The organism is Acinetobacter sp. ANC 4973 (assembly GCF_002135275.1).
Classification (GTDB): Bacteria; Pseudomonadota; Gammaproteobacteria; order Pseudomonadales; family Moraxellaceae; genus Acinetobacter; species Acinetobacter kyonggiensis.
On sequence record NZ_NEGM01000013.1, the window covers coordinates 18,842 to 32,280 of the forward strand.

General features: G+C 42.4%; 9 protein-coding genes. 5 read left to right on the plus strand and 4 right to left on the minus strand.

The features are described 5' to 3' along the window. Positions 1-54: 54 nt before the first annotated feature. From B9T30_RS13515 to B9T30_RS13525, 3 genes are all read right to left on the minus strand, one after another. Positions 55-432, minus strand: coding sequence for a hypothetical protein (locus tag B9T30_RS13515; RefSeq protein ID WP_086185477.1), 378 nt, complete (start codon positions 430-432; stop codon positions 55-57). Positions 433-565: 133 nt separating this feature from the next. Then, on the minus strand, positions 566-3,700 hold the full coding sequence (locus B9T30_RS13520) for an efflux RND transporter permease subunit (protein WP_086185478.1): 3,135 nt from the start codon (positions 3,698-3,700) through the stop codon (positions 566-568). A 20-nt stretch (positions 3,701-3,720) separates the two neighbouring features. Beyond that, complete coding sequence (locus tag B9T30_RS13525; RefSeq protein WP_086185463.1) at positions 3,721-4,827, minus strand: efflux RND transporter periplasmic adaptor subunit; 1,107 nt, start codon at positions 4,825-4,827, stop codon at positions 3,721-3,723. A gap of 148 nt (positions 4,828-4,975) precedes the next feature. Between B9T30_RS13525 and B9T30_RS13530 the strand changes: the two genes are divergently transcribed. The 4 genes from B9T30_RS13530 to B9T30_RS13545 all read left to right on the plus strand — a co-directional run bounded on the left by B9T30_RS13530 (position 4,976) and on the right by B9T30_RS13545 (position 11,058). Continuing rightward, the gene (locus tag B9T30_RS13530; RefSeq protein WP_086185464.1) at positions 4,976-5,599 is read left to right on the plus strand and encodes a TetR/AcrR family transcriptional regulator; all 624 of its coding nucleotides are present in this window, start codon (positions 4,976-4,978) and stop codon (positions 5,597-5,599) included. A 159-nt stretch (positions 5,600-5,758) separates the two neighbouring features. Beyond that, entirely contained in the window at positions 5,759-8,443 is a 2,685-nt protein-coding gene (gene ppc / locus B9T30_RS13535) for a phosphoenolpyruvate carboxylase (protein ID WP_086185465.1), read from the plus strand. A 306-nt stretch (positions 8,444-8,749) separates the two neighbouring features. Further along, positions 8,750-10,051: a solute carrier family 23 protein gene (locus B9T30_RS13540; protein WP_086185466.1), complete on the plus strand. Its 1,302-nt coding sequence runs from the start codon at positions 8,750-8,752 to the stop codon at positions 10,049-10,051. Between the two features lie 104 nt (positions 10,052-10,155). After that, positions 10,156-11,058: a LysR family transcriptional regulator gene (locus tag B9T30_RS13545; protein WP_086185479.1), complete on the plus strand. Its 903-nt coding sequence runs from the start codon at positions 10,156-10,158 to the stop codon at positions 11,056-11,058. Positions 11,059-11,089: 31 nt separating this feature from the next. Here B9T30_RS13545 and B9T30_RS13550 read toward each other — a convergent pair whose 3' ends face one another. Continuing rightward, positions 11,090-11,827, minus strand: coding sequence for a sulfite exporter TauE/SafE family protein (locus tag B9T30_RS13550; protein ID WP_086185467.1), 738 nt, complete (start codon positions 11,825-11,827; stop codon positions 11,090-11,092). Positions 11,828-12,040: 213 nt separating this feature from the next. On the opposite strand from B9T30_RS13550, the gene B9T30_RS13555 reads away from it, so the two are divergent. Beyond that, complete coding sequence (locus tag B9T30_RS13555; protein WP_227518978.1) at positions 12,041-13,423, plus strand: glutamine synthetase family protein; 1,383 nt, start codon at positions 12,041-12,043, stop codon at positions 13,421-13,423. The last annotated feature ends 16 nt before the right edge of the window (positions 13,424-13,439 follow it).

Consider the following 13,439-nt stretch of genomic DNA (forward strand, 5'->3'; position numbering starts at 1 on the left):
TTGGGGGTCAATCCAAATTTTACAAGGGGGATGGTGTAAAAAAGTTGAATTCGATTAGAAAACAGCTTTATTTTTGACAAAGCGAGACAGACCTTTAAGCCACGCATTAAGCAAAAACAAAAAGGCGATAAGTGAGAATACCACACCAGCAACGGTACAACCGGTGACCCAAAGTGCGCTATCCCAATAAAAGAAAATCAGCGGAATAAACCACAGTGCAGCAAAAATAACCAAAATGGCATAAATCACAATATTACGCATGACCCACAATGCTTGAGCTTGCAACCAAACTTCCACATCATCTACTTGTGTGATTTTTCGCGCATACCAGTATGCAAATACACCACTGATCACAGTAAATAAAGCGAAAAACATGAAGACATAAGAAATCGCGATAGAACGGCGAAGTCGGCTTAAGTTGTCTTGCTTCATGTGCATTTTAACCCCATTTACTACACGCTTAGTTTTTTAATCTGCAGTAAATTGCTTTAGAGAAATGTATAAGAATATAAGGTGCTACTATATTGAAATTTTCAATATTTCGCACCTCATTATTGTCACAAATTTAGTGACTCTCAGTATTTTTTCTCACTTTAAAGCATTGTGCATACAATGCAGGTAAGAAGAACAGCGTCAACAGGGTCGCAACAATTAATCCGCCCATAATCGCAACGGCCATTGGGCCAAAGAAAATACTGCGCGATAACGGAATCATGGCCAAGACGGCAGCCAATGCAGTCAGCACAATCGGGCGACAACGTCGTGCCGTCGCATCAATAATGGCCGACCAAGGATCATGCCCAGCTTGAATATCTTGTTCAATCTGATCAATCAAAATTAAAGAATTGCGCATAATCATGCCCGACAGTGCAATTGTTCCTAACATCGCGACAAAGCCAAACGGTTTATTAAACAATAACAAGAACAGCACCACACCAATTAAGCCCAAAGGCGCAGTCAATAACACAATCATGGCGCGTGACATACTCTTGAGCTGAATCATCAATAGCGTCATCACCACAGCCAAGAAAAAGGGCATACCAGCATTAACAGAGCTTTGTCCACGTGCCGACTCTTCAACCGTTCCGCCCACTTCAACCAAATAGCCACTGGGTAGTTCCGCACGCAATTGATCCATTTTTTCAGCCAATTCCCCTACCACTGTCGCAGGTTGTAGTTTGCTGCGAATATCCGCCCGTACCGTAATAGTCGGTAAGCGGTTACGATGCCAAATTAAACCATCTTCAAAGCTATATTCAATTTTAGCAATTTGCGCCAACGGTACAGATCCTCCATTGGAAGTGGGTACGGCTAAGCTGGATAATGATCCGACATCCACCCGTTCAGTTTGATCACCACGCAAACGAATTTCAATTAATTCACGCTTCTCACGGTATTGATTAATGGTGGCGCCACTAATTGAACTATTGAGGAAATTCGCCAGATCCAGACTGGATACCCCCATTTGACGGGCACGATCTTGATCAATATTTAAATGAATGATTTTGCTTGGCTCACCCCAGTCCAAATGCACGTTGTTGGTATTCGGATTATCACCCACCACGGCTGCAACTTTGTATGCCCATTGACGGACTAAATCCTGATCTTCACCTGAAACACGGTATTGCAATGGATAACCCACCGGTGGGCCATTTTCTAACAACGATACTCGCGTCCGAACATCAGGCAATAATTTACGAATTTCTTGATCTAACGATTGACGAATTTCATCACGGTCATCTAAAGATGAAGCCAATACCACAAATTGGGCAAAACTGGCCTGCGGCAATTGTTGATCGAGTGGTAAATAGAAACGGGTTGAACCTGTGCCGACATACGCCACATAGTTATCAATGCCCTGTTTGGTTGACAAGAATTTTTCAACCTTCTTCACTGCATTTTCGGTTGAAGTTAAAGATGCGCCTTCTTCTAATTTTAAATCGACCAAAATTTCTGCACGGTTCGATGGGGGGAAGAACTGTTGTGGCACCATTTTAAACATCAAGACCGACAATACAAAAATACCCACGGTGGTCGCAATGACCGTTTTACGGTAAGTAATACAAGTATTTACCCATCCTCTAAACTTTTGATAGAACTGGGTTTGATAAGGATCATGATGCTCACCCACATGCTGCAACACAGGTTTAGGTTCAGGTTGTTTGCGTAAACGTGCCCATAAACGCTGATGCCACGGCGCTTTCTGTGACAAGCGGGTAAAATCAGGCAGCAGTTTGTCACCTAAGTACGGCACAAAAAGAACGGCGGCAAACCATGACACAATCAGGGCAATGGTCACCACTTGGAAAATAGAACGTGTGTATTCACCTGTGCTCGATGCTGCGGTGGCAATCGGCAAGAAGCCTGCTGCGGTAATTAAGGTTCCTGTGAGCATCGGAAAAGCCGTGGTTTTCCAGGTAAATCCAGCGGCTTCTAAACGGCTATAGCCCTGCTCCATCTTAATCGCCATCATTTCAATGGCGATAATGGCGTCATCGACCAATAAACCGAGTGCTAAAATCAGTGCTCCCAATGAAATTTTATGTAGCCCCACATCAAATAGATGCATGCCTGCAAAGGTCATGGCCAGTACCAGTGGAATTGAAAATGCCACCACTAAACCGGTACGGAAACCCAATGAAAAGAAGCTGACCAGTAACACGATAATGACCGCTTCAGCCAATACTTTCATGAATTCATTGACGCTACGTTTCACCGCTACAGGTTGATCGGAAACTTTTTTCAGTTGCATGCCTAAAGGCAAAGCTTTTTGTAATTGGGCAAATTCAGTTTCTAAGTTTTTACCCAGCGCTAGAATATCTCCACCTTTACGCATGGAGACAGCAATGCCAATGCCATTTTCACCCATAAAACGCATACGCGGTTGAGCAGGTTCACTAAAGCCACGATAGACCTCAGCAACATCACCCAATTGAATGGTTTTACCCGCCACCAAAAGCGGCATTTGTTTCAGTTCATCAACACTTTGCAACTGACCACTGACCCGCATTTGAATACGGTCTGTACCCGTTTCAAAGAATCCTGCACTGGCCACCGCATTTTGTTGTTGCAATGCTTGTTGAATCGCCGTCACTGGAATACCCAGTTGCGTGGCTTTGGTGTTGGAGAGTTCAATCCAAATTTTTTGGTCTTGTAAGCCGACCAAATTGACCTTACCGACATCTTTGACCCGTTGCAGTTGTAACTGTAAGCGGTCGGCATATTCTTTTAATAAGCCGTAGTCAAAATCTTTACCTGTTAAGACGTAGATATTACCGAAAGTATCGCCAAACTCATCATTAAAGAAAGGCCCTTGTACACCACTGGGCAGTTGCTGTTTGATATCGCCAACTTTTTTCCGAACTTGATACCACACATCTGGAATTTGACTTGAGCGTAATGAATCTTTCGCAACAAAAGTCACCATCGATTCACCGGGACGCGAATATGCCATGATCCGTTCATAATTGCCCGTGCTCATGAGTTCTTTTTCAATACGGTCAGTGACCTGTAATGATACTTCTTTGGCTGTTGCACCCGGCCAATAGGTTTGAATCACCATGACTTTAAAGGTAAACGGTGGGTCTTCACTTTGTGCAAGTTTGGAATAAGACACGATTCCAACAATCGCCAACAGCAACATAAAATAAAGAATTAAACCTTTATTTTTCAGTGCCCATTCCGACAAGTTATAGTTCATAGCTGCCTTGTGGTCTGGCTTCATGATGGCGCTCCTGCCTGAATTTTCACAGCACGGTTTTCACGGTCAATCGGCTGAATTTTTTGTTTTTCACGCAATAAATGCACACCACCAATCACCACATAATCCGTAGCATTTAAACCCGATAATACGGGCACGCTATCACGACCATAAGCGCCTAAACTTACGGGTACTTTATGAATGGTCTGATCTTTTTTCACCACCCAAACATAGGCTTGTTGGTCATTGGCAGAAACACTCGATAACGGTACGCTCAAGACATTGTGTTGTAACTGATTAAAAAATACGCGCGCACTTTGCCCCAGTTGAATGGCAGCATTGCCTTCGCGCAAAGCCACCTTGACACTAAAGGTACGCGATTGATCTGCTGCGGGTGAAATTTCACGCACATAGGCTGAAAATTTATCTTCAGGTTTCGACCATAAAGTGACCCATGCCGTTTGACCGACTTTAATCTCTGCAATGGCTTGTTCAGGCACACCAATCACCACATCACGATCCCCTGCAATCGCCACTTGATAAGCAGCTTGCCCCGCAGCAATCACCTGCCCGACTTCAATATTCCGTGCGGTAATCACCCCATTTTTATTTGCCAACAATTGGTTATAACCCGTTTGATTACGACTCACTTCATAATTGGATTGCGCTTGCTTTAAGGTCGACATGGCTGATTTATACTGGTTGTCTGCCGCATCATATTGCGAACGACTGACCGCATTGATAGGCAGCAATTGCTTAAAACGTTTCAGCTCATCTTCTGCATTTTTTGCCGCTGATTGAGCATTTTCCAGTTGAGCATTCGCTGCATTGAGTTGTAGCTGCGCATCCTGAACATCCAATTTTGCCAGCACTTGCCCAACCTTGACCTGATCCCCCACATCGACATAACGCTCAATAATTTGTCCCCCCACCCGAAAGGCTAAAGCTGTCAGTTGGCGTGCTTGTACATCTCCTGCATAGCTTTTTTGGTCGTTATGGGTACTATTGGGTTGAGTCACCATCACCAACGGGATTTGTTCTGTTTCGGCTACATCCTTGCTGCATCCCCATAAGGTCACACTGCAAACGATGATCATACTGGCAACAACGGTCTTACTTATGCTCATGAAGTTCGCTCTTATTTAAAAATGATTTTTAAGGCAAAATAAGGAGTATCTTAAATTGATTATTTTTTAATTAATATACTGAGCGGTACATTAATTATAACTTGAGGGTCAAATCAATGGCCTTTCTTGATTTTTTTTGGAAAAAATTGTGCAAACACCTGTCGGTCGCCCGAAAGACTTAGAAAAACGTCAGCAAATTCTAACTGCGGCAAAATCCGTATTTTTAAAATGTGGTTATCATGGCTCAAGCATGAATCAAATTGCGCAAGAAGCAGGTGTCACCAAGCTGACCATCTACAATCACTTTCAAGATAAAGCCAATTTATTTACCTGTGCAATTGAAAAGACCTGCGAAGAATCCATCAGCACGCGCCCATTAAACCTATATGCGGACAGTGATTTTAAAAAAGAATTTACACAGATCTGTGCATTAGCACTGAATATTGTCAATTTACCCGAAGCGATTAAATTAGAACTGTTATTACTGGAACTGGCGGCTGAACAAAATCCACTGGCACAGAAATTTTACGATGCATCCCATCTTCCGATGAATGCAATCTGGGAAGACTTTTTTCAGCAAGCGATTACGCTCGGTTTTATTCGCACCGAAACCTTAAAAACCCTCACTTTGCTGATTTTGTCTTTATTACTCGGTATGCGTCATCATGAAGTCCTGCTTGGTATTCGTGCTGTCCCTACGCTAGACGAAAAACAGCAAATTATTTGCACCAGTATTGATCTATTTCTGATGAAATATAGTATGACACGGTAATATTAAGATTCTAAATAACGCAGCAGCGCAGGTTCAGGCATACTCATTGCAGTAGATCGCGGATTAATTCAGCAAAACGTGACCTACTTTTGTCTGCCCCTACTAGGAATGTAGGCATTTCACGATATAGTCGAAATAACAAGAATCGGAGAGTGAAAAATGATTCAACAAATTGATGCTCCACTGCGTGAAGATGTGCGCTTACTGGGTAATCTTTTGGGGGAAACCTTAAAAGAACATGCAGGACAAGATTTGTTTAATCAGGTCGAACAAATTCGTGCGCTGTCGAAGGGTGCTCGAGATGGTCAGGTTGAAGCAGAAAAACAACTGGAACAACTGTTCTTTAGTTTAGAAGATGATGAAATTCTTCCGCTCACGCGTGCATTTACCCATTTTCTGAATTTTGCCAATATTGCCGAACAGTACAATGTGGTTCGCAGCCGGCGTAAAAGTGAATTTGATGAACATGCACCATCACCTAATCCACTCGATCATCTGTTCCAAAAATTCAAAGACCATGACATTTCCTCAGATACACTTTTTCAACAAATTTGTGAACTGAACATTGAGTTGGTACTCACTGCGCACCCGACTGAAGTCAGCCGTCGTACCTTAATTCAAAAATATGACGGCATTAATGAATGTCTCTTTAAAGCGGATCAACAAAAACTCACACCGCGCGAACGTAAAGCAATCTTAGAAGAATTAAAACAACTGGTTTGTTCTGCATGGCAAACTGATGAAATTCGTCAACATCGTCCAACGCCTGTCGATGAAGCAAAATGGGGCTTCACCACCATAGAACAAACACTGTGGAATGCTGTACCCAAGTTTATTCGTGAACTGGATGAAATGGTACAAGATCACTGCGGGCAGCGTTTACCTTTAACCATTGCACCGATTCGGTTTGCTTCTTGGATGGGCGGTGACCGTGATGGCAACCCGAATGTCACGCATAACATTACCCAAGAAGTGCTTTGGCTGTCACGCTGGAAAGCAGCGGATTTGTACTTACGTGACATTGAAGCTTTACGTTGGGAACTGTCGATTCAAAACTGTAGCGATGAACTCCTACAGGCACTTGGACACAAGCACCCAGAGCCGTATCGTGAGTATTTACGTGATACACGCGAACGCTTAAAAGCCACGCACTACTGGCTGGCGCAAAAACTGCAAGGACTTGAGGCCGATGACAGTTTGGTCATCAAAAGCAAAGATGAATTATTACAGCCTTTATTGCTGTGCTACCGCTCACTGATTGCCAGTAACTTGCCTGAAATTGCCAATGGCAAACTGCTCGATTTTATTCATCGGGTCAATTGCTTCGGCATTGAACTGCTAAAACTGGATATTCGTCAGGAATCGGGTCGTCATCGTCAAGCCATTTCTGCCATTACCGAATATTTAGGTTTAGGCAATTTTGAAACATGGACTGAACAAGCGCGCCAAAATTTCTTATTACAAGAATTACAAAGCAAACGCCCATTACTGCCTAAGCATTTAAATGAACCCAAACAAAGCCTGATTGAACATCCCGATGTACAAGAAGTCTTTGCCACTATGCGCACTTTGGCGGAGCAGCCTGAAGAAAGTTTAGGGGCTTATATTATTTCCATGGCGGAATATCCAAGTGATGTTTTGGCGGTGTTATTGCTGCAAAAAGAAGCCGGCATTAAACATCCACTCCGCGTCGTGCCTTTGTTTGAAACATTAAAAGACTTAGATGGCGCAGCCGACACCATGAACACCTTGTTCAATATGCATTGGTACAAACAGCATATTCAAGGCAAACATGAAGTCATGATTGGTTACTCAGACTCTGCCAAAGATGCGGGCTTTATGTCTGCCAACTGGGCGCAATATCGTGCACAGGAAGAACTTACAGCTGTGGCGCAAAAACATGCGGTGCAATTAACCCTGTTTCATGGTCGCGGTGGCTCAATCAGTCGGGGTGGTGCACCGACACAACAAGCATTATTTTCCCAACCACCGGGATCTATTTCGGGTGCCATTCGGGTCACAGAACAAGGGGAAATGATTCGCTTTAAGTTCGGACTTGAAGGCATTGCGCTGCAAAATTTAGAGATTTATACCGCAGCGACTTTGGAAGCCACCTTACTGCCGCCACCCGTGCCTAAAGATGAATGGCGCGACTTGATGCATCGCATGACCGATTTATCGGTACAGGTGTATCGTGAAACCGTACGTGAAAATCCACATTTTGTGAAATATTTACGCACCGTTACACCCGAACTTGAATTACAAATGTTGCCACTCGGTTCACGTCCTGCCAAACGTAAAGTCAGTGGTGGGATTGAATCCTTACGTGCTATTCCTTGGGTTTTTGCTTGGACACAAATTCGCTTAATGCTTCCAGCTTGGCTCGGGACAGGTGCAGCGATTAATCAAGTACTTGATCAAGGGCAAAAACCACTACTTGATGAAATGTTGCAACAATGGCCCTATTTCCAAACCCTGATTGATATGTTGGAAATGGTGTTGTCTAAAGCCGATAGCCATGTTGCCTTATATTACGAATCGCATTTAACCGATGATGAAGATTTAAAAATATTGGGTGAACAACTGCGTCAACGCTTAAAAGATGCCGTACAAACCTTATTGGCGTTAAAAGGTGAATCGCAACTGCTCAGCAGCAATGATGTGCTGGATCAATCCATGAAAGTGCGCAAACCTTATTTGTTACCGCTACATTTATTGCAAGCTGAACTGATGAAACGTCGTCGTCGTTATTTGGCAGAGCGTCAGGCAGAACATACCCCTGTCGACCACGCACTGATGGTCAGCATTGCTGGAATTGCAGCAGGATTACGTAATACCGGTTAACCCTTCAAAGCTCTTTGACTCAAAAAAGCACATCTTTAGATGTGCTTTTTATCTTTCAGTAGCAATTGGCAAAATAAATCATCTTTTTTGATAAGCATCATAAAAAAAATTATTCATTATTCCAACAATAGTCAGCCAAATTAATTACATGATTTCACTTTAATTTTAAGTAAAAAAACATTTACCAATTGGTAAAATAACTAAAAAAGTCAGCAGATTAATTTTAATAAAAGTAGATAACCATAGCTTAAATCTTACAAAAACCAGAGTATGATGTGCTCAATTTGTTTTTAGAGTGCTCATTTTATGTCCAATTGGTTCCCCAACTGGCGCCCATATGAAGGCAATATCGAAGCCCGTCCTGTAGGTACAAATGAATACCTCCCTCCTGCTCAAAGTGTTGTATTAGGCATACAACATGCCTTTGCCATGTTTGGTGCAACAGTCCTTGCACCGTTCTTGATGGGTTTTGACCCCAATCTGGCAATTTTAATGTCAGGTATTTGTACCATCCTGTTTTTCTTGATCACGGGTGGTCGTGTACCGAGTTATTTAGGGTCAAGTTTTGCCTTTATTGGCGTGGTGATTGCAGCCACAGGTTATGCGGCTTCAGGCACAGGTGCCCCAAATGCCAATATTGCTTTAGCTGCTGGCGGCATCATGGCATGTGGTGTGCTGTATGCTATTTTTGGTTTTATTGTCATGGCCACAGGCACCAACTGGATTGAAAAACTCATGCCTCCAGTGGTCACGGGCGCAGTGGTCATGATTATCGGTTTAAACCTTGCACCCGTAACGGTTAAAGGTGTGGCTGGTAATAATTTTAATATGTGGATGTCACTGGTCACCGTACTCTGTATGGGTTCAATTGCCGTATTCACTAAAGGGTTATTACAGCGTTTATTATTGTTGGTGGGTCTGCTTTCAGCTTATTTAATTTATTACATTGTTTCCAATGTCATGGGTTATGGGACTGCAATTAATTTCACCCCAATTCAACAAGCCTCATGGTTTGGCATGCCGACCTTCCATTCACCTGTATTTGATTTTAATGCGATGCTGATTATTGCACCGATTGCTTTAATTTTAGTGGCTGAAAATTTAGGTCATATTAAAGCAGTCAGTGCAATGACGGGTGAAAATCTGGATCCACAGATTGGTAAAGCCTTCGTGGCTGATGGCATTGCAACCACCTTGTCTGGCGGTGTTGGTGCACCGGGGATGACCACCTATGGTGAAAATATTGGTGTCATGGCCGTGACCCGTGTGTATTCCACCATTGTCTTTGTCATTGCCGGTGTCTTCGCAATTTTCTTAGGTCTTTCACCAAAATTTGGTGCAGTTATTCATACCATTCCGACCGCAATTTTAACCGGTGCTTCAATTGTGGTCTTTGGTTTAATTACCATTGCCGGTGCGAAAATCTGGATTGAAAATAAAGTCGATTTCTCGAAAAACAAAAACTTAATGGTGGCTGCGGTAACCATTATCTTAGGCACCGGTGACTTTGCCCTACAATTTGGTAACTTCAACCTCGGTGGTATTGGTACGGCAACTTTTGCAGCACTGATTCTGAACTGGTTCTTTAGCTTAGCCGATAAATCATAACGATAAATCTCCATTTTTAGGCAGCCGACAGGCTGCTTTTTTTATGTTTGACCTTAAGCAATTTTTAGTATGATGAGATCAATTTCACTGAGATGACACAGCGCATGCGCCTCGACTTTTTTGACCTACAACTGTTCTTAAATATTGTCGATACAGGCAGTCTCACCAAAGGTGCTGGACGCTCTGCTCTTTCTGTACAAGCTGCCAGTGAACGGATTAAAAAACTCGAACAACAGTTTTTGGTCAATTTATTTACCCGCCATGCCTCTGGTGTCAAATTGACCATTGCAGGACAAACTTTTGCCGAACAGGCACAGTTAATGATCCAGCAAAGTCATCAGTTACAACAGGTTATGGCAGTTTATGCCGAAGGGATACCTTCACAGATCACACTGTGGTGCAATTCATCTGCGCAAAGTGAATATCTGCCTTTATTATTACCGCCCTATCTGGTCGAAAATCCAAATATACAGCTTGATTTAAAAGAAGCAGAAAGCAATGACATTATTCAAGCCTTAGATAAAGGCACGGCGCAATTGGGCTTAATTTCAAACTTTTTTAATTCAGAACATTTACAAACTTTAGAATTTAGCGATGATCCCTTAGTGTTAATTTGCCCTATTCAGCATGAATTAAAGCACAAAACACAGTTACCACTGGCAGAGGTGATCCATTATCCCTTTGTCGGGTTAATGCCCTATCATTCCCTCCAGCAATCCATTGAAACTCAAGCCAAATTATTAGGTTATGCCATTCAGTATCGTTTACGCTTGCCCAATTTTGCCGCCATTGCACAAGTAGTTGCCAATGGTGTTGGTATTGCCATCATCCCGAAACGGGCAGCACGCCGTTTAAATTCTGTTTACCCATTACATCACATTGAATTAACGGGAGAATGGGCAAACCGTAAGCTGTTATTGGCAGCAAAGAACTTTGACCAGCTGCCGATTTCCTATCAGCACTTCAGTCAATTTTTGCTGTCGAAAAAGTCTAAATTGTCTATTTAGACGACTTACTCAGCTTATTAAGCAGGCATTTTTAAATCACGCCAAACTGATGCAGCACCATATAGCCCCCCAAAACAACCAAGCCCCCAAAGAACATTTTACGGAATTTTTGCTCAGGAATACGATAGCGAAGTTTCGTTCCTAGCCACATGCCAACGAGTGCCGGTAATAATGCAATCAAGGCCATTTTATAGTCGAGTGGCATAGCTTCGATGCGGTTTTGCTGTAGGAACACAGCCAAGCACAGGGTTGAAACCGTAAAAGCCAAACCTAAAGATTGCACCAGATCATCACGTTTTAACTGTAAAGATTGCAAAAAAGGCACCACTGGAATCACGATCACACCTGTTGCCACCGTTAACGCTCCCCCGAGATAACCAATCACAGGAGATAAGCATTTTTCATAGGGTGCCAAATTGGGCATGTTTTTAGCAAATAGACCGTACAGACCATATAGGGTAAGCATCCCTCCCAGCAAAGCTTCACTTTGGAATTCACCATGTCCCAAAGTCGGAAATACACTCCAGACCGAACCCACGATAATGCCCATCAATAACGACCAAAAACGGCGAATCAATCGTAGAACATGCCCTTCTGCAAAGAGTTGCCAAACATTGGTGACCATTGAAGGAACAATCAGTAAAGTAGCAGCTTGAAAAGGACTGATAAAAAGCGTGAGTAAGCCCATAGCAACAGCGGGCAAACCTAAACCAAGGGTTCCTTTGATCATCCCTGCAAGTGCAAATACCCCAATCACCAACCCAACCATATGCAGCACTCTTTAAACTGTGAACGCTATGCTAGGTGAAGCGCACTAAGAGGAAAATCATTGTTTTTGGAAGGCTGCCTCAATCTTTGCTTGAGGCAGTCCGCCATATTTCTGTATTTTGATGGTGAAAAAATTTACGCTCTTTTTACGTTACTGTTGAGATCAATATTTCTATACTTTTTTGATCTCAACAGCGATGTTAAAAATATGAATATGCCGCTTTATCATCAAGCTTCAAGTTCAACCAATACCCTTTATTTGGAATCTCAAGATGCTGATCAATTCTTATTAGAAGTGGATCAATATTTAAATCAATATCCTGCGACCGAGCATATTGATATTTGCTTGCATGATTTAAATGGTCATCTGCGTGGTAAAAGAATTGATATCAAAAGCCTGAAAAATCTCTCTAAAGGTTGTTATTTTCCGTTATCAATTTACGCCATGAGTTTAGAAGGCAAAGTGATTGAAGAAAGTGGGCTTGGAAAATATATTGGGGAACCCGATCATCTTTGCTTCCCTATTTTAGGCTCTTTACGGCCTTGCGCCAACCAATCCGAAAAACATGCGCAAATCTACTTAAGCATGAAATCTGACAATGGTTCAGACTGCGAATTTGAACCCAGAAATATCTTAAAAAGAATCCTGTTAAGCTTAAATCAACTGCATTATTTTCCTGTTATGGCAGGAGAAATCGAATTTTATTTATATGCAGAACCAAACCATGCCGAACACAAAATGGGGCAAACGCAATGTTTTGATGTGGATGCCCCCAACAGTTATCAAACCGTGTTAGAAAATATTGAAATCGAAGCTAAAAAACAAAATATTCAGATCACTGCAATTGTTGCAGAGAGTTCATCGGGTCAATTCGAAATTAATCTTCAACACAGTGCAGATATCTTAAAACTCAGTGATGATATGATGGCAATTAAACGCATTGTGAAACAGAGTGCCAGCATGCAAGGTTTAAATGCCAGCTTTATGGCAAAACCCAATATGTTGAGTGCTGGCAGCGGCTTGCACTTTCACATGAGTGTTTTGAATCAATTTCAACAAAACATCTGTGCAATGGATGAGCTTAAAAAGCCCAATCAACGCATGGGGCAAATGATTGCTGGTCTAATTCAATTAATGCCTGCATCGATGGCCATTTTGGCACCGAATATTAATTCTTTCCGCCGCTTTCAATTTGCGCAGCATGTGCCTTTAGAAGCCAATTGGGGCGTGAATAATCGCAATGTTGCCATTCGACTGCCCTGTGCAGATCCAGAGAATTGTCGTTTAGAATATCGGGTTGCGGGTGCCGATGCGAATCCCTATTTATGTATGAGTATGATCTTGATAGGTGTGTTACATGGCTTAACCCACGATACCCTTCAATTACCCAAAGCAAGCCATGAAATGAAACCGCATGATGCAAGAACAGTATTGCCAAATCATCAACTTGAGGCATTAAAACTCTTTGAAAAAAATCCAGTTCTTCAACAATACTTAGGTGCCGATTTTATGCAATTATGGGCAGCTTGCAAAAAATATGAGTACCAATTGGTTGCCAATACAATTACTGACTTAGAATTACAATGGGGACTCTAAAAACCCGATTTAAATG

Bases quoted from the DNA above. Each gene is read 5' to 3' on its own strand.
- B9T30_RS13515 (WP_086185477.1), bottom strand. From the start codon at position 432: ATGAAGCAAGACAACTTAAGCCGACTTCGCCGTTCTATCGCGATTTCT.
- B9T30_RS13520 (WP_086185478.1), bottom strand. From the start codon at position 3,700: ATGAACTATAACTTGTCGGAATGGGCACTGAAAAATAAAGGTTTAATT.
- B9T30_RS13525 (WP_086185463.1), bottom strand. From the start codon at position 4,827: ATGAGCATAAGTAAGACCGTTGTTGCCAGTATGATCATCGTTTGCAGT.
- ppc (WP_086185465.1), top strand. From the start codon at position 5,759: ATGATTCAACAAATTGATGCTCCACTGCGTGAAGATGTGCGCTTACTG.
- B9T30_RS13540 (WP_086185466.1), top strand. From the start codon at position 8,750: ATGTCCAATTGGTTCCCCAACTGGCGCCCATATGAAGGCAATATCGAA.
- B9T30_RS13545 (WP_086185479.1), top strand. From the start codon at position 10,156: ATGCGCCTCGACTTTTTTGACCTACAACTGTTCTTAAATATTGTCGAT.
- B9T30_RS13550 (WP_086185467.1), bottom strand. From the start codon at position 11,827: ATGGTTGGGTTGGTGATTGGGGTATTTGCACTTGCAGGGATGATCAAA.
- B9T30_RS13555 (WP_227518978.1), top strand. From the start codon at position 12,041: ATGCCGCTTTATCATCAAGCTTCAAGTTCAACCAATACCCTTTATTTG.